Source organism: Streptomyces sp. NPDC057616, from assembly GCF_042800575.1.
Classification (GTDB): Bacteria; Actinomycetota; Actinomycetes; order Streptomycetales; family Streptomycetaceae; genus Streptomyces.
The window spans coordinates 58,595-83,109 of record NZ_JBHVGU010000041.1 but is presented as its reverse complement, the minus strand read 5'-3'; the positions used below and the strand labels follow the sequence as shown (position 1 = coordinate 83,109).

At 70.5% G+C, this 24,515-nt stretch carries 18 protein-coding genes; 14 read left to right on the top strand and 4 right to left on the bottom strand.

Annotated elements, in window-relative coordinates:
• Positions 1-230: 230 nt before the first annotated feature.
• Positions 231-1,010, bottom strand: coding sequence for a transcriptional repressor LexA (gene lexA, locus ACFU97_RS37725; RefSeq protein WP_384265518.1), 780 nt, complete (start codon positions 1,008-1,010; stop codon positions 231-233).
• A 562-nt stretch (positions 1,011-1,572) separates the two neighbouring features.
• On the opposite strand from lexA, the gene nrdR reads away from it, so the two are divergent.
• Positions 1,573-2,133 carry a transcriptional regulator NrdR gene (gene nrdR / locus ACFU97_RS37720; RefSeq protein ID WP_384265515.1) on the top strand — a complete coding sequence of 187 codons (561 nt, stop codon included), beginning with the start codon at positions 1,573-1,575 and terminating at the stop codon, positions 2,131-2,133.
• Between the two features lie 162 nt (positions 2,134-2,295).
• Positions 2,296-5,190 carry a vitamin B12-dependent ribonucleotide reductase gene (locus tag ACFU97_RS37715; protein WP_384265513.1) on the top strand — a complete coding sequence of 965 codons (2,895 nt, stop codon included), beginning with the start codon at positions 2,296-2,298 and terminating at the stop codon, positions 5,188-5,190.
• 96 nt (positions 5,191-5,286) lie between these two features.
• Here ACFU97_RS37715 and ACFU97_RS37710 read toward each other — a convergent pair whose 3' ends face one another.
• On the bottom strand, positions 5,287-5,820 hold the full coding sequence (locus tag ACFU97_RS37710) for a TerD family protein (protein WP_384265511.1): 534 nt from the start codon (positions 5,818-5,820) through the stop codon (positions 5,287-5,289).
• 159 nt (positions 5,821-5,979) lie between these two features.
• On the opposite strand from ACFU97_RS37710, the gene ACFU97_RS37705 reads away from it, so the two are divergent.
• The 3 genes from ACFU97_RS37705 (at position 5,980) to ACFU97_RS37695 (ending at position 8,290) form a co-directional block, all read left to right on the top strand.
• Positions 5,980-6,585: a YdbC family protein gene (locus ACFU97_RS37705; RefSeq protein WP_384265509.1), complete on the top strand. Its 606-nt coding sequence runs from the start codon at positions 5,980-5,982 to the stop codon at positions 6,583-6,585.
• 127 nt (positions 6,586-6,712) lie between these two features.
• Entirely contained in the window at positions 6,713-7,372 is a 660-nt protein-coding gene (locus ACFU97_RS37700) for a histidine phosphatase family protein (protein ID WP_384265507.1), read from the top strand.
• A 12-nt stretch (positions 7,373-7,384) separates the two neighbouring features.
• Positions 7,385-8,290 (top strand): ADP-ribosylglycohydrolase family protein, encoded by a 906-nt coding sequence (locus tag ACFU97_RS37695; protein WP_384265504.1) that lies wholly within the window; start codon positions 7,385-7,387, stop codon positions 8,288-8,290.
• A 275-nt stretch (positions 8,291-8,565) separates the two neighbouring features.
• On the opposite strand, the gene ACFU97_RS37690 is transcribed toward ACFU97_RS37695, so the two are convergent.
• Positions 8,566-10,113: an MFS transporter gene (locus tag ACFU97_RS37690; RefSeq protein WP_384265502.1), complete on the bottom strand. Its 1,548-nt coding sequence runs from the start codon at positions 10,111-10,113 to the stop codon at positions 8,566-8,568.
• Positions 10,114-10,302: 189 nt separating this feature from the next.
• Here ACFU97_RS37690 and ACFU97_RS37685 point away from each other — a divergent pair, with 189 nt between their 5' ends.
• The 3 genes from ACFU97_RS37685 to ACFU97_RS37675 all read left to right on the top strand — a co-directional run bounded on the left by ACFU97_RS37685 (position 10,303) and on the right by ACFU97_RS37675 (position 12,400).
• Positions 10,303-10,926 carry a TetR/AcrR family transcriptional regulator gene (locus tag ACFU97_RS37685; RefSeq protein ID WP_384265500.1) on the top strand — a complete coding sequence of 208 codons (624 nt, stop codon included), beginning with the start codon at positions 10,303-10,305 and terminating at the stop codon, positions 10,924-10,926.
• 83 nt (positions 10,927-11,009) lie between these two features.
• A complete protein-coding gene (locus tag ACFU97_RS37680) occupies positions 11,010-11,711 on the top strand; it encodes a ribonuclease HII (RefSeq protein ID WP_384265497.1) in 702 nt (233 codons plus the stop codon).
• A gap of 68 nt (positions 11,712-11,779) precedes the next feature.
• A complete protein-coding gene (locus ACFU97_RS37675) occupies positions 11,780-12,400 on the top strand; it encodes a hypothetical protein (RefSeq protein WP_384265495.1) in 621 nt (206 codons plus the stop codon).
• A gap of 319 nt (positions 12,401-12,719) precedes the next feature.
• Here the strand turns inward: ACFU97_RS37675 and ACFU97_RS37670 are convergent, their stop codons facing one another.
• Positions 12,720-13,352 (bottom strand): hypothetical protein, encoded by a 633-nt coding sequence (locus ACFU97_RS37670; RefSeq protein ID WP_384265493.1) that lies wholly within the window; start codon positions 13,350-13,352, stop codon positions 12,720-12,722.
• Between the two features lie 408 nt (positions 13,353-13,760).
• Here ACFU97_RS37670 and ACFU97_RS37665 point away from each other — a divergent pair, with 408 nt between their 5' ends.
• The 6 genes from ACFU97_RS37665 to ACFU97_RS37640 all read left to right on the top strand — a co-directional run bounded on the left by ACFU97_RS37665 (position 13,761) and on the right by ACFU97_RS37640 (position 24,369).
• Positions 13,761-15,920 carry a RecQ family ATP-dependent DNA helicase gene (locus tag ACFU97_RS37665; protein ID WP_384265490.1) on the top strand — a complete coding sequence of 720 codons (2,160 nt, stop codon included), beginning with the start codon at positions 13,761-13,763 and terminating at the stop codon, positions 15,918-15,920.
• Positions 15,921-16,098: 178 nt separating this feature from the next.
• Positions 16,099-17,844 carry a DUF4192 domain-containing protein gene (locus ACFU97_RS37660; protein ID WP_384265488.1) on the top strand — a complete coding sequence of 582 codons (1,746 nt, stop codon included), beginning with the start codon at positions 16,099-16,101 and terminating at the stop codon, positions 17,842-17,844.
• Positions 17,845-18,471: 627 nt separating this feature from the next.
• Positions 18,472-20,391 carry a glycogen debranching N-terminal domain-containing protein gene (locus ACFU97_RS37655; protein WP_384265522.1) on the top strand — a complete coding sequence of 640 codons (1,920 nt, stop codon included), beginning with the start codon at positions 18,472-18,474 and terminating at the stop codon, positions 20,389-20,391.
• A 131-nt stretch (positions 20,392-20,522) separates the two neighbouring features.
• Complete coding sequence (locus ACFU97_RS37650; RefSeq protein WP_384265486.1) at positions 20,523-21,281, top strand: NUDIX domain-containing protein; 759 nt, start codon at positions 20,523-20,525, stop codon at positions 21,279-21,281.
• A gap of 130 nt (positions 21,282-21,411) precedes the next feature.
• Positions 21,412-23,319 (top strand): ATP-binding cassette domain-containing protein, encoded by a 1,908-nt coding sequence (locus ACFU97_RS37645; protein WP_384265484.1) that lies wholly within the window; start codon positions 21,412-21,414, stop codon positions 23,317-23,319.
• A 162-nt stretch (positions 23,320-23,481) separates the two neighbouring features.
• Positions 23,482-24,369 (top strand): FadR/GntR family transcriptional regulator, encoded by an 888-nt coding sequence (locus tag ACFU97_RS37640; protein WP_384265482.1) that lies wholly within the window; start codon positions 23,482-23,484, stop codon positions 24,367-24,369.
• Positions 24,370-24,515: the final 146 nt, after the last annotated feature.

Below are 24,515 nucleotides of genomic sequence, written 5' to 3'. Positions count from 1 at the left end.
AGGGGAGCAGGCCGTGGAGAAGGCAGAGGAGGAGTGACCGGGGAGTAGTGACCGGGGGTTAGCTCGACCCGCCCCCCCACCAGGCCAACCCCTGGTCACAGGTAGGCAGCCACCGGGGCGGGTCCTTCACGCACCCCGGTGGCTCCGGACAGCACAGGGCCCCGGAACCGGCGCAGGGGTCCCGGGGCCCGGATCAGAGGGCGGCCCGTAGGCGCCGCCCGCCGCAGCCGTCATACACGGCGCAGCACTGCCACCACCTTGCCGAGGATGGTCGCGTCGTCGCCGGGGATCGGCTCGTACGCGGCGTTGTGCGGGAGCAGCCAGACGTGGCCGTCCTCGCGCTTGAAGCGCTTGACGGTGGCTTCGCCGTCGAGCATGGCCGCGACGATGTCGCCGTTCTCGGCGACGGGCTGGCGGCGGACCGTGACCCAGTCGCCGTCGCAGATCGCGGCCTCGATCATGGAGTCGCCGACGACCTTCAGGACGAACAGTTCGCCGTCACCGACCAGTTGGCGGGGGAGAGGGAAGACGTCCTCGACGGACTCCTCGGCCAGGATCGGGCCACCGGCGGCGATGCGGCCGACGAGCGGGACGTACGACGCGGCAGGCTTGCCGGCGGTGTCGGTGGGCTGTACCGAGGTGCCCTGGTCGGAACCGCGGACCTCGTATGCGCGCGGGCGGTGCGGGTCGCGCCGCAGGAAGCCCTTCCGCTCCAGTGCCATCAGCTGGTGTGCGACCGAGGAGGTGCTGGACAGGCCGACCGCCTGGCCGATCTCCCGCATCGACGGCGGGTAGCCGCGCCGCTGCACGGAGTCCCTGATGACCTCGATCACCCGGCGCTGCCGGTCGGTGAGCCCGGAACTGTCCGCCCTGATGCCTGGAGGTCGGCCCGGCAGGGAGCGCTTGTGCCCCTCAGGGTTCACGGCTTCGTTCATCGCATGCACCGGCTCGAGTCGGCCCTGGGAGCGGTCCTGGGCAGTGATGGTGGCACTGTCTGCGGTGGTGGTCACGTCGGCCCCTCTCGATGGTCTCCCTGCTGGACAACGGTAGTTGGTTTCGAAAGGTTGCGCCAAACACACGTTCGAGTGAAAAACCGCGGACGGCCTGACTTGATCATGTGTCTGGGTGTATAGCTAACGCGGCACCTGGCGGGCAAAAGGGCCCATTGTTGTACTCTTCACCGCCGGGATACTGACCTCGTGGGTTCCTGCCCAGTCTGCCACCCGGCATTCCGTCAACAGGAGGCAGACTCCCATCTCTGCGGGAGCCCCACGTCCTCTCCCTGCGGCGCCCACGGTATCTCCGCATGTGCCGTAACGGTACGCCCGTGCACCTGCGGATCCGGTGTGCCGCCGCGGGCGCGTGGCACATGCCAATCCGAGCGCGACACGCGCGCGTGGCGTGTATGGCTGGCCCAACACCACATCTAGTGGTTGGATTTCATCAGCAGCCCAGAAGTTGTGTTCCCCCGGGTCTTCGGACTCCGAGAGATCGCCTATGCTTAGGGCTGCTTCGAGGGGCTCGTGAGGCCCGGCGAGGCTATTGAGTCTGCTGTGAGGAGGGTTGGGAGTTATGCACTGCCCCTTCTGCAGGCACCCCGACAGCCGCGTCGTCGACAGTCGTACGACCGACGACGGCACGTCGATCCGCAGGCGCCGCCAGTGTCCGGACTGCTCCCGTCGTTTCACGACCGTGGAGACGTGTTCGCTCATGGTGGTCAAGCGGTCCGGGGTCACCGAGCCGTTCAGTCGTACCAAGGTCATCAACGGCGTGCGCAAGGCATGCCAGGGACGGCCTGTCACCGAGGACGCACTCGCCCAGCTCGGCCAGCGGGTCGAGGAGGCGGTGCGGGCCACGGGAAGCGCCGAGCTGACCACCCACGACGTGGGGCTGGCCATACTCGGCCCGTTGCAGGAGCTCGACCTCGTCGCGTATCTGCGATTCGCCTCCGTCTACCGGGCGTTCGACTCGCTCGACGACTTCGAGGCGGCCATCGCGGAACTCAGGGAGGGGGCGCGACCCGCCGCCGCGGACGACGAAGACCGCGAGGACGCCGTCGCAGGGAGCCAGGAAGACGATCGCGGGCGCGGAGGGACTGTAGAAGTCCCCGAGCCCGCCCACGCCGCCGACTGACGGGCGGCCGGCACCGGGCCGAGGCCCCGGAACCGGCCGCGAGGCGGCGACCGAAGACCTGTTGCGGAGGGCAGCGCGAGCTGCCCGCAACACCAGTCACAACACCGTGCCACGGGAACAACGGGGCACTTCAGGGCGTTTTAGCCCCTACAGGGAGGCGGCATGACAGAGACGGCGAGCGGTCCGGCACGGAGTTCCCGAGCCAAGGGCAGCAAGGCGGCCAAGGGACTGCGTATCGAGCGCATCCACACCACCCCCGGCGTGCACCCGTACGACGAGGTGGCCTGGGAGAGCCGTGACGTCGTCATGACCAACTGGCGCGACGGCTCGGTCAACTTCGAGCAGCGCGGCGTCGAGTTCCCCGACTTCTGGTCGGTGAACGCGGTCAACATCGTCACCAGCAAGTACTTCCGGGGCGCCGTCGGCACCCCGCAGCGCGAGACCAGCCTCAGGCAGCTGATCGACCGCATCGTGAAGACCTACCGGAAGTCCGGCGAGGACAACAAGTACTTCGCCTCGCCCGCCGATGCCGAGATCTTCGAGCATGAGCTGGCCTACGCCCTCCTGCACCAGATCTTCAGCTTCAACAGCCCCGTCTGGTTCAACGTCGGGACTCCGCAGCCCCAGCAGGTCTCCGCCTGCTTCATCCTGTCCGTCGACGACTCCATGGAGTCGATCCTCGACTGGTACAAGGAAGAGGGCATGATCTTCAAGGGCGGTTCCGGCGCCGGCCTGAACCTCTCCCGCATCCGCTCCTCCAAGGAGCTGCTCTCCTCCGGTGGCAACGCCTCCGGTCCGGTCTCCTTCATGCGCGGCGCCGACGCCTCCGCCGGCACCATCAAGTCCGGTGGTGCCACCCGCCGCGCCGCCAAGATGGTCATCCTCGACGTCGACCACCCGGACATCGAGGGCTTCATCGAGACCAAGGTGAAGGAGGAGGAGAAGATCCGCGCGCTGCGCGACGCGGGCTTCGACATGGACCTGGGCGGCGACGACATCACGTCCGTCCAGTACCAGAACGCCAACAACTCGGTCCGCGTGAACGACGAGTTCATGAACGCGGTCGAGCAGAGCGGCAAGTTCGCCCTCCGCGCGCGGATGACCGGCGAGGTCATCGAGGAGGTCGACGCCAAGTCCCTGTTCCGCAAGATGGCCGAGGCCGCCTGGGCCTGCGCCGACCCCGGCATCCAGTACGACGACGTCATCAACCACTGGCACACCTGCCCGGAGTCCGGCCGTATCAACGGCTCGAACCCCTGCAGCGAGTACATGCACCTGGACAACACGTCCTGCAACCTCGCCTCGCTGAACCTGATGAAGTTCCTGAAGGACGACAGCAAGGGCAAGCAGTCCTTCGACGTCGAGCGCTTCGCCAAGGTCGTCGAGCTCGTCATCACCGCGATGGACATCTCGATCTGCTTCGCGGACTTCCCGACGCAGAAGATCGGTGAGAACACGCGCGCGTTCCGCCAGCTCGGCATCGGCTACGCCAACCTCGGCGCCCTGCTGATGGCGACCGGCCACGCCTACGACTCCGACGGCGGCCGCGCCCTCGCCGGTGCCATCACCTCCCTGATGACCGGCACCGCGTACAAGCGCTCCGCCGAACTCGCCGCGGTCGTCGGCCCGTACGACGGGTACGCGCGCAACGCGAGCGCCCACAACCGCGTCATGAAGCAGCACGCCGACGCCAACGGCGTGGCCGTCCGCATGGACGACCTCGACACCCCGGTGTGGGCCGCGGCCACCGAGGCCTGGCAGGACGTGGTGCGCCTCGGCGAGAAGAACGGTTTCCGTAACTCCCAGGCGTCCGTGCTCGCCCCGACCGGCACCATCGGTCTCGCGATGTCCTGCGACACCACCGGTGTCGAGCCCGACCTCGCCCTGGTCAAGTTCAAGAAGCTGGTCGGCGGCGGCTCGATGCAGATCGTCAACGGCACCGTCCCGCAGGCCCTGCGCCGCCTGGGCTACCAGGAGGAGCAGATCGAGGCGATCGTCGCCCACATCGCCGACAACGGCAATGTGATCGACGCTCCCGGCCTCAAGCACGAGCACTACGAGGTCTTCGACTGCGCCATGGGCGAGCGCGCCATCTCCCCGATGGGCCACGTCCGCATGATGGCCGCGATCCAGCCCTGGATCTCCGGCGCCATCTCCAAGACGGTCAACATGCCGGAGTCGGCGACCGTCGAGGAGGTCGAGGAGATCTACTTCGAGGCCTGGAAGCTGGGCGTCAAGGCGCTCGCCATCTACCGCGACAACTGCAAGGTCGGCCAGCCCCTCTCCGCCAAGACCAAGGAGAAGGAGAAGACGGAGATCACGGAGAAGGCCGAGGCGGCCATCCGCGAGACGGTCGAGAAGGTCATCGAGTACCGCCCGGTCCGCAAGCGCCTCCCGAAGGGCCGTCCCGGCATCACGACGTCCTTCACGGTCGGCGGCGCCGAGGGCTACATGACCGCCAACTCCTACCCGGACGACGGTCTCGGCGAGGTCTTCCTGAAGATGTCCAAGCAGGGCTCGACGCTCGCAGGCATGATGGACGCCTTCTCCATCGCGGTCTCCGTCGGTCTGCAGTACGGCGTGCCCCTGGAGACGTACGTGTCGAAGTTCACCAACATGCGCTTCGAGCCGGCCGGCATGACGGACGACCCGGACGTGCGGATGGCGCAGTCGATCGTCGACTACATCTTCCGCCGCCTGGCGCTGGACTTCCTGCCCTTCGAGACGCGTTCCGCTCTCGGCATCCACTCCGCCGACGAGCGCCAGCGTCACCTGGAGACCGGTTCGTACGAGCCGGCCGACGACGAGGTCGACGTCGAGGGCCTGGCCCAGTCGGCGCCGCGCGCCCAGGAGCTGAAGGCAGTGGCCACGCCGCGTGCCGAGGGCGAGGCGGCCAAGCCCGCCCCGCAGCAGGCGCACACCAGCGCCGAGCTGGTCGAGATGCAGCTGGGCATCCAGGCCGACGCCCCGCTCTGCTTCTCCTGCGGTACGAAGATGCAGCGGGCCGGTTCCTGCTACATCTGCGAGGGCTGCGGCTCGACGAGCGGCTGCAGCTGACGGCGGGCGGGGTGACGCCCCGTCCGACAGGTAGTCCCTGACAGAGGAGGGGCGTCGGCCAAGAGCCGGCGCCCCTCCTTCTCTCTGACGCGCTGGTCAGGACTGGTGCGCCCGCCCCATGACCCTGGTGAACGTCGCCGGGTCGTCCTCGAAGCCGTGGATACCGGCGCGGAAGTGCCAACCACCCGACTCGTCGCGTACGAACTCGCCGATCGTGGCCGCGGTCGCCCCGAGAACGCTGCCGAAGTCGTCCTCCGCCAGGACCGTGTAGCCCTCGCGGATCCGCATGCCCGGGTTGCGCACCCCGACGAAGGTCCGCTCCGCCCCACGCTGCTGGATGATGACGCCGACCACCACGCGCGCGTACCTGCTGTCCAGCCGGTCGAGTTCGAGGGTCATGACCTCGTCCCAGCCGAAGCCCTTGCCGTCCTTGCTGTCCCGGTTGAGGTAGATGGTGCCGTCGGGGGACCGGCTGTCGAAGTGCACCGCGTAGACGGGTTGGCCGTACGGATCGCTCGCCAGATAGGTGGCGGCGATGATGTCGAGATCGGTGGGCGGCTCTCCCGTCGGACTCGGGTCCCATTTCAGTGCGACTTCGGCCTTGCGGATCGCTTTGTTGAGGCCGTTCACCAGACTTCCCCTTCCCCGTCCCTCATGCGCGGCATCCGCCCTGAACTGCGGGACGGACAAGGCCGGTTGTCCATCCTGCCACGCATGCACCGCCCTGTGCCGCAGCGCTGTCCGCCGGAGCGTGACCGACGCCACGCTCCGTGGCCTTACCATGGCGCGGTGCTGGTCAAGTGGATTCGCTGCACCGTGGTGGACCGCCGCGGCTTCGAGCGGGGGCAGCGAAAGTGGGCGGGGCTTCTGGGGGAGCCGGGGTTTCGGGGGCAGGGCGGTGGCTGGAGCCGGGGACGGACAGGTGTGGCGCACGTCTTCGCCTTCTGGGAGAGCCGCGCCTTCTACGACTCGTTCATGGCCCGCTCCCACGACCGCCTGGCGGCGGCCCAGGTGGGCACCTTCAAGGATGCGCAGGTCAAGCTCTTCGACTACCGCTTCGACGTGAAGACGGGCTTCGAGCCGCGCTTCACGGACGCCGACCTGGTGCGGGTCGCCCACTGCCGGGTCCACGAGGACCGCGCCGAGCACTTCACGCTGATGCAGGAGAAGGTGTGGAACCCCGCCATGGCGGGCTCCCCGGGCATGATCCGCGGGCTGTTCGGCGAGGCGCCGGGACATGAGTTCCTGGTCCTGTCGATGTGGCGCTCGTCCGCCGAGCACGGCAAGTACCGCGTGGAGCGTGTGGAGCGCCTGGCGCTGCGGGCCCAGACGGAGGCGGACGTCGCGGCACTCGCCGGCGACATCGTCGAGCTCGAGCCCACCTGGACCGTTTGAGAACTGGACCCGCCCACCCGTTGTTCGTGCGTTCCGGTGTGACCTGTGGTGCAGGAAATGTGTGACCTACGCCGTATGGAGCCCGTACGAGTGCTCGATCAGCCGTCGCCCGATCTAGGGTTTTGGCATGGCAAGACCACGGCGCATCGTCCTTGTCCGGCACGGAGAGTCAACGGGCAATGTTGATGACACCGTCTACGAACGCGAGCCCGATCACGCACTGGCACTGACCGAGCGCGGATGGCGACAGGCCGAGGAGACCGGCAAGCGGCTACGCGACTTCTTCGGCCGCGAGCGCGTCAGCGTGTACGTGTCGCCCTACCGCCGTACGCACGAGACCCTGCGCGCCTTCCACCTCGACCCCGAGCTGATACGGGTGCGCGAGGAGCCCAGGCTGCGGGAGCAGGACTGGGGCAACTGGCAGGACCGCGACGACGTACGCCTGCAGAAGGCCTACCGGGACGCGTACGGCCACTTCTTCTACCGCTTCGCCCAGGGGGAGTCCGGAGCCGACGTGTACGACCGGGTGGGCGGCTTCCTGGAGAGCCTGTTCCGCAGCTTCGAGGCCCAGGACCATCCGTCGAACGTGCTGCTGGTGACCCACGGCCTCGCCATGCGGCTGTTCTGCATGCGCTGGTTCCACTGGACGGTCGCGGAATTCGAGTCGCTGTCGAACCCCGGGAACGCGGAGATGCGGATGCTCGTTCTCGGGGAGGACGGGAAGTACGCGCTTGACCGGCCTTTCGAACGGTGGCGGGATCCGGAGCCGTACGGGATCACCGGATAGAGTGGCGAATCGATGACCCCTGATTCCTCTCCCGACGGGCGCCTGGACCGCGCCCTGGCCAGCCTGCGTGGACTCGCGGTGGGGGATGCGCTGGGTTCGCAGTTCTTCGTTCCGGCGAACCTCCCCCTGCTCAAGCGGCGCGAACTCCCGCCCGGCCCCTGGCAGTGGACGGACGACACGGAGATGGCCTGTTCCGTGGTCGCCGTCCTGACCGCCCACCGCCGCATCGACCAGGACGCCCTGGCGCACTCCTTCGCCCACCACCACGACTTCGACCGCGGGTACGGCCCCGCGGTCAACCGCCTGCTGCGACTGGTCCGGGAGGGCGGCGACTGGCGCGAGCTGGCCGCCGCGCTCTTCAAAGGACAGGGGTCGTGGGGCAACGGCGCGGCGATGCGGATCGCCCCCCTCGGCGCCTGGTACGCGGACGACCCGGAGCAGGCGACCCACCAGGCGGAGATCTCCGCCTACCCCACGCACCAGCACCGCGAGGCCGTCGTCGGCTCCATGGCGGTCGCTGCGGCCACCGCGCTGGCGGCCGCTTCCGGCGGCCCGCCGAGCCCCGAGGCACTCCTCGACGGCGTCGTCGCCCTCATCCCGAAGAGCGCCGTGGGCGCGGGCCTGCGGCGCGCCCGGGACATGCTCGACTACGGTGACGCGGGCACCGTGGCGGCGGTACTGGGCTGCGGACGGCGTACATCGGCCCATGACACCGTGCCGTTCGCCCTCTGGTCGGCCGCACGGTCCCTCGGCGACTACGAGCAGGCCTTCTGGACGACCGCACGGGTCGGCGGCGACGTGGACACGACCTGCGCCATCGTGGGCGGCGTGCTCGGGGCGGGCAAGGCCGGGATGCCGCCGGCCGAGTGGGTGGAGCGGACCGAAGACCTGCCGGATTGGGTCCGGACGTCTGCCTGACGACGCCTGAAGACTCTCCGTGTTCGCCGGGAACTCTGCGTGACCGCCTGTCCGTTGTCCTGGCATCGACCGTGTGCTTCACGGGTCGGTGCGGGCGGGAGTCACGCGAGGTTCCGGGGGTGGTCATGCAGTTCGTGGTGGTGTCGGCGGCGCTTCTGATTCTGGCTGCGCTCTGCCCATCGGGGAGAGTGCGGATGGCCGGACCGGCATCCTCGCCATCGGTCCCCTGGACCCGGTCCGGCCATCCGCGGTTCGGTGCGGGCGCTTCGCCCCGATCAGCCGACCGGCGCGGCTGCCGCGCCCGAGAGTGCCTCCAGGTCGCTCTTGCGGACCCGGATCACGAACCATGCCGTGGCGAGGGCGAGCACGGCCATGGCAGCGGCGGCGACGAAGGCCATCGAGATGCCCTGGGCGAGCACCTCGTGCCCCCAAGTGCCGGGCAGATTGTGCGTCTTGGCGAACTCCGCCTTCTGCTCCGGCGAACCGCCGGTGAGGAACTTCGGCAGTTGCTTCTCCGCCTCGTTCTTGCTGGCCGAGCCGAACACCGTGGTCAGGATGGACAGGCCGAGCGAACCGCCGACCTGCTGCATGGCGTTGAGCAGCCCGGAGGCCGCGCCGGCCTCGTGCTGGGCGACACCGGAGACCGCCGTCACGGTCAGCGTCACGAAGTTGAGCCCCATGCCGAAGCCGAACACCAGCATCGGACCGAGCACCCCGCCGACATACGTGCTGTCGGAGCTGATGAAGGTCTGCCAGGTCAGGCCGACCACGGCGAGAGCCGAGCCGGTGACCATGAACGGCTTGGGGCCGAGCACGGGCAGGAACCGCTGCGACAGACCCGCGCCGATCGCGATCACCACCGTCACCGGCAGGAAGGCCAGTCCGGCCTGGATCGGCGTGTACCCCAGCACGTTCTGCACGAAGAGCACGATGTAGAAGAACATGCCGAACATCGCGGCGGCGAGAGTCAGCATGATCACGTACGTGCCCGAGCGGTTGCGGTCGGCGAACATCCGCAGCGGGGTGATCGGCTCCTTGGCCCGGGACTCGATGAGCGCGAAGGCCACCAGCAGGACCACGGCAGCGGCGAAGGAGCCGAGGGTCAGGCTGTCCCGCCAGCCCTCGTCGGCCGCACGGATGAACCCGTAGACGAGGGAGGCCATACCGACCGTCGAGGTCGCGGCACCGGCGATGTCGAAGCGTCCTCTGTGCCGTTCCGACTCGCTGATGTACATCGGCGTGAGCACGGCGATCAGGACACCGATCGGCACGTTGACGAAGAGCACCCAGCGCCAGTCGAGCCACTCGGTGAGCATGCCGCCCGCGAGCAGACCGATCGCGCCACCACCCGCGGAGACGGCGGCGAAGACGCCGAACGCCCGGTTCCGTTCCGGTCCTTCGGGGAACGTCGTGGTGATGAGTGCCAGAGACGTGGGCGACGCGATCGCGCCACCCATGCCCTGCAGGACTCGTGCGGCCAGCAACTGCCAGGGTTCCTGGGCGAGTCCGCCGAGCAGGGAGGCGACGGTGAACAACAGGATGCCGGTCATGAAGACCCGGCGGCGGCCGAGGATGTCACCCGCCCGGCCGCCCAGGAGCAGGAGGCCACCGAAAGTGAGTGTGTAGGCGCTGACGACCCAGGTGAGGTCGGTGGTGCTGAAATCCAGCGCATTTTGAATGTGCGGGAGCGCGATGTTCACAATCGTCGCGTCGAGTACGACCATGAGTTGGCAGGCCGCGATGACGGCGAGCGCGATGCCGGGGTGTCCCTCCCGGCGAGCCGCACCCGGCTTCTGTTCCTTGATCAATTGAGAGGTTGTCACTATGGGTCCCCCACGAATACGGTAGTGAACGCTCGCGTTCACTGTCTCGTCAAAGGTAGTGAGTCCCCGATAGAGAACGCAAGCGTTCACTTAAATTGGTGTGTCGCGTGGCGTATCCCCCGAAGTCGCCGCGTGGCGCCACCCCATCCCCGTAAATGCCCGCTCCTCATGCCAGCTGGAGACACTCAGATGGTTACCTCGCGCTGGACGGCCGCCCCCGCTCAGGCAGCCTCCCTCCGTCGGCGCGGCGCCGTGCTCGAACGCGCGATCCTCGAAGCCGCCCTGGAACAGCTCAGTACGGTCGGCTGGAACGGCCTCACCATGGAGGGCGTCGCCGCCGGCGCCCAGACCGGAAAGGCGGCGGTCTACCGCCGCTGGCCGTCCAAGGAGGATCTCGTCGCGGACGCGCTCCAGGCCGGGCTGCCGCGCCTCGAGCAGGCCCCGGACACCGGCAGCGTCCGGGAGGATCTGCTCGCGCTGTGCCGTGGAGCCCGGGACGCGATGTTCTCCCGTCCTGGCTTCGCGGTTCGCTCCGTGATTCACGAATGCGATCCCGTCCAGGCGGAGCGCTTCCATGCCGTGATCTTCGACGGCATCGTCGAACCCGTGCTCAAGCTGCTCCGCGAGATCATCACCCGTGGGATAGAGCGGAACGAGGTCCGCTCCGACGCCGCGAACGACTACGTCTTCGACGCCATCCCGGCCATCATGATGTACCGCAACAAGATGCGCGGGAGTGAATGGGGTGATCGTGATCTCGAGGACATGGTCGACCAGTTGATGCTTCCGCTGCTGCGGCCGAGCGGCAACTGAGGGCGTGCCACGACGGCCGGAGCCAGGCTGACGCAAACCGGGGTGTCGCCGGGTGATCCACGGGGCGTAGGCTATGGGGCGCCATGCCGTACGAACCCCCTACTCACACCGTCGAGCGCTCGCTCCGCGCCACGACCGGAGCGAAGATCATTGCCGGTGTCGACGAGGTGGGGCGCGGCGCCTGGGCCGGTCCCGTCACCGTCTGCGCGGCGGTCACAGGTCTGCGTCGGCCCCCCGAAGGTCTCACCGACTCCAAGCTGCTCACCATCAAGCGGCGTACCGCTCTTGCCGTGGAGCTGGAGACGTGGGTGACGTCGTACGCGCTGGGGCACGCCTCTCCGGAGGAGATCGACGACCTGGGGATGACCGCCGCGCTGCGTCTGGCGGCAGGGCGCGCCCTCGGGGCCCTGCCCGTCCGTCCCGACGCGGTGATCCTCGACGGGAAGCACGACTATCTCGGCTCGCCTTGGCGGGTCCGTACGGTCATCAAGGGTGACCAGTCGTGCGTGGCGGTCGCGGCGGCCTCGGTGATCGCCAAGGTTCAGCGCGACAAAATGATGGCCGAACTGGGTATCGACCATGCAGACTTCGGTTTTGCGGACAACGCCGGGTATCCGTCGCCCGTCCACAAGGCCGCACTGGCGGAGCGGGGGCCCACCCCGTACCACCGGTTGTCGTGGGCGTATCTTGATGCGCTGCCCCAGTGGCGGCACCTCAAGAAGGTCCGCAGTTTGGCGGACGGAAGCGTTCCGGAGATCGAGGGTCAGCTCGGCTTCGACTTCTGACGATTCCGCTCGCACTCGTGTGCCACCCGCCGACGCGAGCCGCACCAACGTTTGATAAATATCAGCTCATGCCTCTCATTCCCGAGGAGCCTCAGATTCACGAGAGTGCCCAGGGTCCCCGCGCCACGCCGGCCACCGGCCGCACCGCGCCGACCCCTCGTCCTGTACCCGGTCCGCGTCCTGCGGCTCCGCCGCGTCCCGGTCGTCCCGGGCCGCTCCGGCCCGCGCCGCCGGCGCAGCGTTCGTCGCGTGACACGGCCACGGTGAAGCCCGGGCCGACGGCCCCGGCCGCTTCGGCCACCCCGCAGATCCAGCTGATTCCGGCTCCGGTGGGCGGTGCGCTCGACGCCGCCGACGAAGCCGTGGACCTGCTTCTGGACTCGGGACGTGCCCCCGGCGAAGTCCTGGTGATCACCACCGGTGAACAGCACCCGTGGGCCGCCCACGAGCTGTCCTTCGGTGAAGCCTCCTACTGGGCGCAGCACGAAGCGGGTGACGACGTCTTCTACATGGACGCCGAAGCCGCCGCTCGCGCCGCCGCCCGTCCCGTGGTCGTGGTCGCCGTCAACGGCGGTTCCGACACGGCCGCCGCCACCGCGCTGCCGCTGGCCCTCTCCCGGGCCGGCACCCTGCTGATCGTCTGCGGCGACCCGCAGCAGATCAACTCGGTTCTGGGTGCGGGCGTCTGAGCCCCTTCCGGCCCGTCCGCAAGGACACCGGAACGGCTCGGACGCCGTAGTGGCGGCCCGGACACCGTAGTGGCGGACACAGGCACAGAGGACGCTTCGGCATGCGCCGAGCAGGCGCTTCGGAACGCCCTGAGGATCCCGGCAGGTCCGGCGAACGTGTGCGTTCGCCGGCGGTTGCGCGGGGCTCTCGGACGTGCCGGTAGGGCCGCCGGGCTCGGAGGTGCCGGTACGGCTCGCCGGGCTGCGGAATCTGCGTACGGCTGCTCGGAAGCGCCGGTAGTGCCTGCCGAGCGGAGTGCCGGGACCGCCCGCGGTGCCCTCAGCGGGCCGCCGCGCGGCGCAGGACCTCCGAGGCGGCACCGCCGGTCCGCGGCAGCGGGGGCGGTGCCTCGGCCGAGCCGAGGGGCTCCGGTGTCGACCCCGCGTGGGGGCGGCGTCCGCCACGGCCCTCGCCGAGGACCTGCCAGCCGTCCCGCGTCAGCGTGATGTACGCCCCGCAGCGCAGTCCGTGCAGCGTGCACGCGTCACGCAGGCCCCACATCCAGGCGCCGTCCTCCTCGGTCCAGCGCGCGTCGCCCTCGCGGCAGTACAGCAGCACGGCGGTGCGCACCGGTGTGCGGCGCCGGAGATCGTGCGGGATGACCCGGCGCAGCTGGGCGAGCAGCGTGTTGCGGAACATCCAGCCGTCGGCCGCGGCCGCGCGACGGGTGAACGAGGCGCTCGCGCACAGCCGTTCGTCCGGATCGAGCACGGCCACGACGGCGGTCGCGGGCCGGGGATGATGTCGGGCGTGCAGCCCGCTGACGACTTCCCGGGGATTGCGCAGCAGAGGGATTCCGGCTGCGGCCCACTCCGCGGGTTCGAGCATGCGGGCGAGGGGGTTGGCGGACGCGGCGGACAGGTCGGCCGATACCGACGCGGCCGCCGAGGACGGAGCGAATCCGAAGGTCACGGTCCTCCCTTCGGCTACACGCCCGCACTACGGGCGGAGGTCTTGTACGGGGGAGCGCGCACCGCAAACAGAGCCCTACCGGGCCCACGGACGAAACCGTGCGGGGAGCGGAGTTCAATTCTTGCGGTCGAACTTGGATGCGGCAACGAGCAATTGGGGCCACTGACCGGAATCGGGAGGTGTGTGGTTTATATCCCTACCCAGAGTGTTGCGCCACGACCCATGAGGCCGCCGTTCACCTCAGGTTCGTACGTCGTTGGGGCGACCGTGATCCACAGGGCCGGCCCCACCCTCCCACGGCCGTGTAGTCCGTGATTCCCCGCACGTATGGCCCGGCGACGGTTCGCCACGCGATCGTCACAGCGGGTGAAGTGGCTGTTTGTCAGTGCCGTCGGGTTGCATGGGGGCATGGACGAAGTGGAGCTCCGCACCGAAGCCGACACCATCCTCGCTCAGCTGGTGGGTGATCCCGGCGGTTCCGCGCGCCTGCGGGAGGACCAGTGGCAGGCCGTCGAGGCCCTGGTACGTGATCACCGGCGCGCCCTGGTGGTGCAGCGCACCGGCTGGGGCAAGTCGGCCGTGTACTTCGTCGCCACCGCCCTGCTGCGCCGGCGCGGCTCGGGCCCGACGGTGATCGTCTCTCCGCTGCTGGCGCTGATGCGCAACCAGGTCGAGGCGGCGGAGCGGGCCGGCATCCGCGCGCGCACCATCAACTCGGCCAACCCGGAGGAGTGGGACACCATCCACGAGGAGGTGGAGCGCGGCGAGACCGACGTCCTCCTCGTCAGCCCGGAGCGCCTCAACTCCGTGGACTTCCGCGACCAGCTGCTGCCCAAGCTCGCCGCCACGACCGGCCTCCTCGTGGTCGACGAGGCGCACTGCATCTCCGACTGGGGCCACGACTTCCGCCCGGACTACCGCAGGCTGAGGGCGATGCTCGCCGACCTCGCCCCTGGCGTGCCGGTGCTGGCCACGACCGCGACCGCCAACGCGCGCGTGACGGCCGACGTGGCCGAGCAACTGGGCACCGGCTCCGGCGAGGCACTGGTGCTGCGCGGCCCCCTGGACCGGGAGAGCCTGCGGCTGGGCGTGGTGCAACTGCCGGACGCCGCACACCGCCTGGCCTGGCTCGCCGAGCACCTCGACGAGCTGCCCGGGTCCGGGATCATCTACACGCTGACGGTGGCAGCCGCGGAGGAGACCAGCGCGTATCTGCGCCAGCGCGGCTTCGCGGTGGCCTCCTACACCGGGCGCACGGAGAACGCCGACCGGCTCCAGGCCGAGGACGACCTGCTCGCCAACCGGGTCAAAGCCCTGGTCGCGACCTCGGCCCTGGGCATGGGATTCGACAAGCCCGACCTGGGCTTCGTGCTCCATCTCGGCTCACCGTCCTCGCCGATCGCCTACTACCAGCAGGTGGGCCGCGCCGGCCGCGGCGTCGAGCACGCGGACGTGCTGCTGCTGCCGGGCAAGGAGGACGAGGCCATCTGGCGCTACTTCGCCGACACGGCGTTCCCGCCCGAGACGCAGGTACGGCAGACCCTCGCGACCCTCGCCGACGCCGGCCGCCCGCTCTCCGTGCCCGCACTGGAGGCAGCGGTCGACCTTCGGCGCAGCCGGCTCGAGACCATGCTGAAGGTGCTCGACGTCGACGGCGCGGTCAGGCGCGTGAAGGGCGGCTGGACGACCACGGGCGCGGACTGGGTCTACGACACCGAGCGCTACGCCTGGGTGGCACGGCAGCGGGGCGCCGAACAGCAGGCCATGCGTGACTACGTGAGCACGACCGGGTGCCGGATGGAGTTCCTGCGCCGGCAGCTGGACGACGAGGGCGCGCGCCCGTGCGGCCGCTGCGACAACTGCGCGGGCTCCTGGGCCGATTCCTCCGTCTCGCCGGAGACGCTGACCGCGGCGACGAAGGAACTCGACCGCCCCGGGGTCGAGATCGAACCCCGCCGGATGTGGCCGACGGGCATGCCGGCCCTGGGCGTCGAACTCAAGGGCCGCATCCCGGCCGGGGAGCAGTGCTCCACGGGGCGTGCCCTGGGCCGGCTGTCGGACATCGGCTGGGGCAACCGGCTGCGGCCCCTGCTGGCGGAGAACGCACCCGACGCTCCGGTCCCCTCCGACGTGCTGCAGGCCGCGGTGGCGGTCCTCGCCGACTGGGCGCGCTCGCCGGGCGGTTGGGCGCCGGACGTCGCGGACGCCATGGCCCGGCCGGTGGGGATCGTCGCCGTGCCGTCCCTGACCCGCCCGCAGTTGGTGGGCTCGCTCGCCCAGGGGATCGCGACTGTCGGCCGCCTCCCCCTGCTCGGTGCCCTGACGTACACCGGACCTGGGGGTGCGCATGCGGTACGGCGCAGCAACTCCGCACAGCGACTGCGGGCGTTGTCTGATGCGTTCACCGTGTCGGAGGAGCTGAGGGCCGCGCTGGCGGGCTCGCCTGGGCCTGTTCTGCTGGTGGACGACTACACCGACTCCGGGTGGACCCTTGCGGTTGCCGGGCGACTGCTCCGCCGGGCGGGCAGCGGGCAGGTGCTTCCGTTGGTTCTTGCGGCGACAGGCTGAGTCTTTGCGTGAGGGGCGGGTCCTTGGCGCTGTGGGAGGCGCGAGGAGGTAGCGCGGGGGCGCGAAGGGGGGAGAGACGTGAGGAGGGCCGCCCGAGCGAAGCTCGAATTGACGTGTCCCTGGCCCGACTTATCCACAGGGTCAAGCGGAGTCTCATGATCCGCGAGATCGTCAAGGCATGACGAATCACAGCGAAACCACTGGATCCCCCGAAAACGGCAAGGCTGCGGAGCACGACGGGCACGAATTCGGCGACGAGGCCTCGGGGTGCTTCAACTCGCGACGCTTCAACGACGAGCGGCCGGGCCACCCGGACCCGAACGCGGCTCTCTCGGACGTACACCCCGGCCACGTCGACTGCACCGCCTACGACAGTCACGGCGCCCAGCATCAGGTGACGCTCCGCACCCCGGCCGAACTGGCCGACGCGCTGCCGTATCTGCTCGGATACCGCCCCGAGGACAGCATCGTCCTGGCCGCGCTGCACGACCAGGACGTACGAGGCCGGTTCGGCGGTCGCGCCCGGCTCGGCATTCCGGCAGCCGCGGACGACTGGGGTTCCGTGGCACGGCAGTTGGCGCAGGGCCTGGTGAAGGGAAGCGAGCGCAGGGGAGCCCGGCCCGAGCAGATGGTCGCCTACCTCTGCCAGGAGCCGGGGAAGGGCGAGTCGGGGCGGGACGTCATGGAGCGATTGCGTCCGTTGGCCCAGAAACTTCGCGTCGAATGCGGTCTCCTCGACGTGCCCGTGATCGAGGCGCTGTGCATCTCGGACGGCCGCTTCTGGTCGTACTGCTGCGTGAACGAGGCCTGTTGCCCACCCGAAGGCCTCCCCATGGGATTGCCCGGCACCTCGGTCCTCGCGGCCGCTGCCACCTACGCCGGCCTCCAGGTGCGCGGCACCCTGCGGGAACTGCGGGCCAGGCTGCAACCCTGGGAGACCGCCGCAGCTCTGGAGCAGGAGAGCGCCCTGGACGCCGCGAGCATGGCGCTCATTCCCAGGATTCTGGACGACGTCAGTCGCGCGGGCGTGGCCGACGAGACGTTGGAGCTGGCCGCGCGCATCATGCGCCGACTGGCGGACGCAGCGCCCGTGTCCGGCGCGCTCATGTCGGACCTCCGCGATGACGAACTGCTCGCACACGACGAGGCCGCGACCATGATTCTCGGCCTTCAGGACCGCGTGACCCGAGACCGGGCGGCCGAATGGATGGAAGGCGATGAGGCGGCCACGGCACTCCGGCTCTGGCGAGCACTGGCTCGCAGGTGCGTCGGGCCGTACGGCGAGCACGCGGCGGCGCCTTTGACGCTGGCCGGTTGGGTTGCCTGGTCGACGGGCGACGACCTGGAGGCCCGCGAGGCGTTGGCCATGGCGCTGGGGGCCGATCCGGGCTACCTGTTCGCTCGCCTGCTGCACCAGGCCTGCAACGAGGGATTGGACCCGGAGTCGATCCGCCGCTGCCTGCGTGCCGAGCGATCGGACCGCGACCGAGGGCAGGAGACAGTTCAGCGGGTTGGCGCGGACGAAGAGCTCGGCGAGGACGCGCTGTACAGCGCGGCCGGAGACCTCTGCAAGAACGAGGCGCAGGGGACTGCAGAGCTGTCGGGGGTCGAGACGGCCGACGCTCACTCCGCTCCGGGAACAGCCGGGCCGACGTCTCGCTCGCGACGCCGAGTCCGTCAGCGCGGCGCGGTGAGCGGTCATCCGCGCTCGGCGAAGTCAGAGCGGGGGAGTGGAGCGAGGATCCCTCGTCAGCGGACGCTCGCGGCAGACGGCACCCGCCCCGGCGCCGCAGGGACGGAGCACACGCGCCCGCGTACGTCCGGAAAGAGCGCCGTGCGCCGTCGCGGCAGCCGGCCCGGAAACCTGCACACCGGCCTCGGGAACCGGCCCGCCGGAACCGACGGAACCGAGGGGGAGGCGTGAGCGTCAGCCGAGGAAGCGCTGGTCGGTGGGGTCGCATCGAGTTCAGGCGCAGCCCGACGTGAGCGTGACCCGAAGGTCCCCGCATCCGTTCACCTGTGTGGCGGAGCACCCGGATGCCCGTGCCGCCACCCAGTCACGTCCGTCCGGACCCCCACCCGGCGCCGCACACGCCCGAGGCGCACCGAGCGCAGAAGAAGCCACGCCATGCACCAGCTGACTCCGCCTTCCGCCGCCGACGACAGCCCGGTCGACCGACCGGGCCCGGCTCCCGGCTTGGGCACCGATCCGCCGACGCACGCGGTCCACGCCGGTCCGCCGGAGTCCCGGCTCACGACCGACGCGACGCGCGCCTTCTCACGCATCAGCCAGGAGGGACACACTCCCGCAACGACGGGCCGGCCCCCGACCACATCTGGGCCCGGAGCCACACCCTCGCGCCCAGACGGTCGCGCGGCCGGATCGGCGGGCCCGACCCAACTCTCCGAGAGGCGACCGGAGCGTCCGCACCCGTTGCCGTCCTCGACAACTCAGACCCAGGGCCGTCCCCTGTCCCCACCCGCGATGCAGGCCCCGACCTCGTCGGCACCGCCCCGCCGGCCGGTCGACCTGCCGCCCACCCACACCACCATGATCTGCGTCGCTCTCCCCGCCCTTGCCATCTCGACGGACCAGGGACAGATGACGGGGCAGGGACTGGAGGGGTTCTACCGTTCGGGCCGACGCCTGCTCTCCCGTTGCAGACTCCGCGTGTCCGGACGCGAACCGCTCGCCGTGCAGGCTCGCATGACCACGGCCGACAGTGCCCGCTTCGTGGGTGCACTACGTGCCTCTCCCCACTCGGGTCCCGACCCGGACATCGTCGTCGAGCGCATGCGCCACGCCGACGGGACGGAACGGATCACACTGCGCAGTGCGGCACTTCGTCCCCTGCGTGTGCCGGTCGAGGTCGCCCTCGGCACGGACCTGGCCGAGATGGGCGCCATCGCATCCGGCGCGGCAGGGCCCGAACTGCCCGCCACCGTCTACGACTCGGGCCTGCGCTGGTCATGCCCCACCGGAACCTCCTCGGTCACCGCGGATCCGCCGCCCATGGACGCGCTGGCTTCCGCGGGGTTGCTGCGCTGGGAGTTCGAACTGCCTCCCGGCGGCAGCAGAAGCGTGGAGTTGCGGGTGCGCCCGGACGGAGCGGGCCCCGTCCGGTCCCTGGGCCGCAAGGCCACGAGCCCCCTCGCTGCCGCTCAGGCATCCGGCGACGACCCCCGGCTCCAGCCACTGCTGCGGACGAGCGTCGAGGACCTGAACGCCCTGCTGCTGCGCGATCCCACGAACCCGACCGACATGCATCTCGCGGCGGGAGCCCCTTGGCGCTGCGGCCTTGCCCCCGCCGACGCCCTGGCCGCAGCCCGAATGGTGCTGCCCCTCGGCACCCGGCTCGCCGCAGGCACGCTGCGTTCCCTCGCCCGCACCCAACTCCGGGGCACAGGACCGCAGTCGGGCATGATCCCCGGCCCGAGACGGGACGCGGGCACCCACCTCCCACCAGCCTGCACCGGCACGGAAGCCGGCCTGCTCTTCCCCGTACTCCTCGCGGAGGCCCGCCGCTGGGGACTGCCCGATTCCGAGACGGAGGAGCTGCTGCCGACGGCCGAGCGCTGTCTGACCTGGCTGCGGACGACCGTCGGCGACGGCACCTATCTGTGCGACCCGCAAACCGGCGGGCCCGTCCGCTGCGAGACCCAGGCCCACGCCCACCGCGCCGCGGTGCTGGGTGCCGACCTGCTCGACGCCTGCGGCAGACCAGGCGCTGCCGAGCTGCGGCAGTGGGCCCAGGCGCTGCGGACGGCGTTCCGGGAGGACTTCTGGATCGACGACCTGGGCGGCGGTAGACCCGCAGCTGCCCGCGCCCCCGACGGCACGCGCGTTCCGCACCTGGGTGCGGCTGCCGTCCATCTCCTCGACACCGGCCTGCTCGGCGGGGGCGAACTGGCACCCGGGCTGCTCGGCAAGGTGCAGACCGGGCAGCTGGCGCGGCTGCTCGGCGGCCCCGCCATGGACTCGGGCTGGGGTCTGCGCGGGCTGGCGGTGAAGGAAGCCGGATACAACCCGTTCGGCCATCGCTCCGGAGCCGTGCGGGTCCACGAGACCGCCGTCGCCGTCGCGGGCCTCGCCGCAGCCGGCTACGAGAAGGAGGCGAACTCGCTGCTGAGGGGCGCTCTGGCCGCGGCCGAGTCGTTCGGGTACCGGCTGCCCGAGATGTGCGCGGGGGAGCAGCGCACCGACGGCAGCGCGCCTCTCCCGCACCCGGCGGCCTGCCGCCCCGCCGCCATCGCGGCGGCCGCCGGCGTCCTGCTGACGGTCACGCTCGCGGGCGTCCGCCCGGACGCCCCCGCCGGGACGGTCACGTTGCGCCCCGTGCACAGCGCACCACTCGGGGAGATCGTCCTGACGGGACTTCGCGTCGCAGGCGCCCCCTTCTCCGTACGGGTCAGCAGACTCGGCCTCGCCATGGTCGAGGAGGCCGCCGACGGGCTGCAACTGGGCGTGTGACCACGGCCGAGGGACCACCGCACAACGGCCCGGACCGCATGGTGAGGCGCATATCGGACCGTTGTGGATCAGCCATCGAAGCGACCGGCGAAGGGAGTGTTTATCGTCAAGCAGACGACTATGATCGCCGCATGCCCTACGACCCGTCAGCATTTCCGCCCTTCGCCGTCACCGTGGACCTGGTCGTGCTGACCGTGCGCCGTCATGCCCTGTGCGCGTTGGCGGTCCGCAGGGGGGAACCACCGTTCCAGGGGCGCTGGGCGCTCCCCGGCGGCTTCGTACGGGCCGACGAAGACCTGTCGCAGGCCGCCGCCCGCGAGCTGGCCGAGGAGACCGGGCTGCGCGCCCACGAGCCGTCCGTCCCCGCCCAGGACAACGGCGCTCACCTCGAGCAGCTCGCCACCTACGGCGACCCCAAGCGGGACCCGCGCATGCGAGTCGTCAGCGTCGCCCACCTGGCGCTCGCTCCCGACCTGCCCGCACCCCGGGCCGGCGGAGACGCCAGCAACGCGCGCTGGGCGCAGGTCGAGGAGCTGCTGCAGCAGGGTGGCTACGGCCGTGACGGCGAACCGGTGGCACCCCTCGCCTTCGACCACGCCCAGATCCTGTCCGATGGCGTGGAGCGGGCTCGGTCCAAGATCGAGTACTCATCCCTCGCCACGGCGTTCTGCCCCACCGAGTTCACCGTCGGGGAGCTGCGCCGGGTCTACGAGGCGGTGTGGGGCGTGGCCCTCGACCCGCGCAACTTTCACCGCAAGGTGACGGGCACGCCGGGCTTCCTCGTCCCCACCGGCGGCACCACCACGCGGCAGGGTGGACGCCCGGCGCAGCTGTTCCGGGCGGGCGGCGCCACGCTGCTCAACCCCCCGATGCTGCGCCCCGAGGTGTGACGGCGGAGTCCGAACTGGCCGCCGCGGGTTCGGCGGAGAACGGCGACGGACGTCCAAGCAGTCCCGTTACGGACTGCCGCGTGGGCGCGCGATCCCCATAAAACAGGACATAGCGCGCTATCTTGCTGCCGTGATCCAGGTCTTCGGGTTGACCAGCATGCCCCGCAAGGGGTCCCCGTGCGCCGTCGACGACATCTCCTTCGACGCGCACTCGGGCCGCGTGACCGCGTTGCTCGGTGCGCCGGGGGCGGGCAAGACGACGGCCCTCAGACTCATGCTCGAACTCCAACAGGGCCGCGGCATCACCTACTTCAGGGGCCGCCCCCTGCACCGCATCGCGCATCCCTCGCGCGAAGTCGGCGTCCTCCTGGGCGACGTGCCGGGACACCCGTCCCGCACCGTCCGCGGCCATCTCCGCCTGCTCTGCGCCGCCGCCGGAGTCACCGTCCGCCGTGCCGACGAGGTCATCGAAGCGGTGGGCCTCGGCGCACTCCGCGACGAGCGCCTCGGCACGCTGTCGCGCGGCATGGACCGCCGCCTCGGGCTGGCCTGCGCCCTGCTGCCCGACCCGCACACCCTCGTGCTCGACGAGCCGGCCGACGGGCTCTCCGCCCGAGAAGCCCGCTGGCTGTACGGCATGCTGCACGCGCACGCGGCCCAGGGCGGCACGGTCCTGCTCACCACGGCCGACCCCAAGGAGGCCGCCCGCGGCGCCCACCAGGTCGTCACGCTGGAGCAGGGCAGACTCGTCGCCGACCAGGACGCCGGTGACTTCGCCCGCACCCGGCTGCGCCCCCGCGTCGCCGTCCGCAGCCCGCACGCCCCGCGCCTCGCCGCCCTGCTCACCAAGGAGGCCCGCGGCGCGCAGCGCTCCGTCGAAGTCGTGCGCGAAGGTGGCAACCGTCTGTCGGTGTACGGCAGTAGCTGCGCGGACGTCGGCGAGACGGCCTTCCGGCACGGCGTCCTCGTACATCAACTCGCCGACGAGGTCGGAGACATGGGGCCCGGTGCGACGGACACCCTCCTCCGCGAACCAGCCGCGGCCGACGTGCCGCAGGCGCGCGAGGAGACGCCGCAGGCGGACGTGGACCGGGTTGCCGACACGGCGCCGCACGGCTCGGCTGTGGTCGATGAGCCCCGTCCGGCAAGCGCTGAAGCGCACTCCACGCGTCCGTCCGACTCGTCCCGTCGGGAGCATGCCGAACCGCTTGCCGCGGCTCAGGCCGACGACGGGTCTTCGCTTCCCCCGCCCATCTCCCCCCGCCCCGCCCCCTCCCCCCTCCGCCCCCTGCGCTACGAGATCCGGCGCGCCACCGGTATCGGCACCGGGTTCCTCACCGCGGCAGCCGTCCTCGTCGTGTCCGTCCTCACCGCCGTCCTCCTGGCCCGGACCGGGCACACCCCGCAGGCGCGGCTGCTGGCCGCGTGGCCGCGGGAACTGCCGCTGCCGCCCGCCGCGCTCGGTGCGGGGCTGCTCGGTGCGCTGGCCTTCGGTGATGAGTTCCGCCACCCCGCGCTGGCGGCGGACCGCGGCACCGTGCCCCGCCGGCTGGGGCTGCTCGCCGCGAAACTCCTCGTCGCCACCGCCACCGCGCTGATGCTGGCCTTCACCACGCTGGGTTGTGACGCCGAAATGCTCTACATCGTCTACGGACGGGAGCTCACGCAAGTTCCCGCGGACTGGCTTTCGCTGAGTGCGAGTTGGCTCGGGCTGGTCGTCGGATGTGCTTGGGCGGGCGTTTTGGCCGCGGGTGTATTCCGTTCCACGACGGCGGGACTTGCGGCGGTGCTCGCCGTACCGGTCGCCGTCGTTCCGCTCGTACAAAAGGTCTTGGTGGGATCGTCCGTTCGTACGGCGGCCGGATTTCCGTTCAGGCTTCGGGAGGTGTTCATGGTGCAGTGGCCTTTCGGCGGTGAGCGTTATCTGTCCGCCGCGGCGCGGGTGGTCGCCCAACCTGTGGGAGGCGCCCTGACGTTGTCCCTCACCGCTCTGCTCTGCGCATATCTGCTCACCACGGTGCGCAGCAGGGTCCGATGACGACCGCCCTTCCGCTTTCCCGCCCACCCTGTGCGCAACTCCCGGAGGTAAGCCCATTTCTTTCCGATAAGGCGTCAATTGAGGCGAAGTGAGCGATCACCCTTTCGTGTGCTTTTCACCAAAGCCCTCAAGGGAGTTGGGGAGAGCGCCGACAAAAGTCCCGTGAGTACCCTTGCGCACACCATGATGACCGCCGCCCGCTCCGCAGACTCCGGTCTCGCCGGCCCGGGCGAACTCGACCGCTATCCCTACGCGGAGACCCCCATGGTCGACCGCGTCGGAGCTCCTGCCTGGGAGGGCGCGGAACCCGAGCTGGGGCGCGTGGGCCGACGTGCCGCAGGCAGCCGCGGACGCGGGCTCCACGGCCAACTTGTACAGCAGCTTGGCCAGATGATCGTTTCCGGTGACCTGGGCGCCGACCGTCCGCTGGTGCCCGAGGAGATCGGCCAGCGTTTCGAGGTCTCCCGCACCGTCGTCCGCGAGTCGCTCCGCGTTCTGGAGGCCAAGGGCCTGGTGAGTGCCCGCCCGAACGTCGGCACGCGCGTGCGTCCCGTCAGCGACTGGAACCTCCTGGACCCGGACATCATCGAATGGCGCGCCTTCGGCCCGCAGCGTGACGACCAGCGCCGTGAGCTGAGCGAGCTGCGCTGGACGATCGAGCCGCTCGCCGCCCGCCTCGCCGCGGGGCACGGGCGCGAGGACGTCCAGCAGCGCCTCGGCGACATGGTGGAGATCATGGGGCACGCCATGGGGCAGGGTGACGCGATCACCTTCTCCCGTGCCGACAGCGAGTTCCACTCCCTGCTGATCCAGGTCGCGGGCAACCGGATGCTGGACCACCTCTCCGGGATCGTGACGGCCGCCCTCCAGGTGTCCGGGGGGCCGGTCACCGGCTGTGACCGGCCGAACGAGACGTCGCTCGGGCACCACGGCCGCATCGTCGACGCCCTCGCCACCGGGGACGGCGCGGGGGCCGAGTCGGCCATGCGCCAACTGCTCACGGTCCACCCCGAGGTGGAGCGCGTCGTACCCGCGCCGCGCGAACACTGACCGCACCCCGCGGGCGGCGCGGCCGGGAGATGTCTCTTCCTCCTGTGGCATCGCACGGCCGCCGTACCGCCTCCGTCGGAACCCACCGGATGCGGGAGGGTCTGCGGGGGTCTAAAGCGTGGGGGGGGAGGGGAACCCCAACCAAG

Bases quoted from the DNA above. Each gene is read 5' to 3' on its own strand.
- ACFU97_RS37675 (WP_384265495.1), top strand. From the start codon at position 11,780: ATGCCTCTCATTCCCGAGGAGCCTCAGATTCACGAGAGTGCCCAGGGT.
- ACFU97_RS37685 (WP_384265500.1), top strand. From the start codon at position 10,303: ATGGTTACCTCGCGCTGGACGGCCGCCCCCGCTCAGGCAGCCTCCCTC.
- ACFU97_RS37695 (WP_384265504.1), top strand. From the start codon at position 7,385: ATGACCCCTGATTCCTCTCCCGACGGGCGCCTGGACCGCGCCCTGGCC.
- nrdR (WP_384265515.1), top strand. From the start codon at position 1,573: ATGCACTGCCCCTTCTGCAGGCACCCCGACAGCCGCGTCGTCGACAGT.
- ACFU97_RS37660 (WP_384265488.1), top strand. From the start codon at position 16,099: ATGACGAATCACAGCGAAACCACTGGATCCCCCGAAAACGGCAAGGCT.
- ACFU97_RS37680 (WP_384265497.1), top strand. From the start codon at position 11,010: ATGCCGTACGAACCCCCTACTCACACCGTCGAGCGCTCGCTCCGCGCC.
- ACFU97_RS37715 (WP_384265513.1), top strand. From the start codon at position 2,296: ATGACAGAGACGGCGAGCGGTCCGGCACGGAGTTCCCGAGCCAAGGGC.
- ACFU97_RS37665 (WP_384265490.1), top strand. From the start codon at position 13,761: ATGGACGAAGTGGAGCTCCGCACCGAAGCCGACACCATCCTCGCTCAG.
- ACFU97_RS37700 (WP_384265507.1), top strand. From the start codon at position 6,713: ATGGCAAGACCACGGCGCATCGTCCTTGTCCGGCACGGAGAGTCAACG.
- ACFU97_RS37650 (WP_384265486.1), top strand. From the start codon at position 20,523: ATGCCCTACGACCCGTCAGCATTTCCGCCCTTCGCCGTCACCGTGGAC.
- ACFU97_RS37655 (WP_384265522.1), top strand. From the start codon at position 18,472: ATGATCTGCGTCGCTCTCCCCGCCCTTGCCATCTCGACGGACCAGGGA.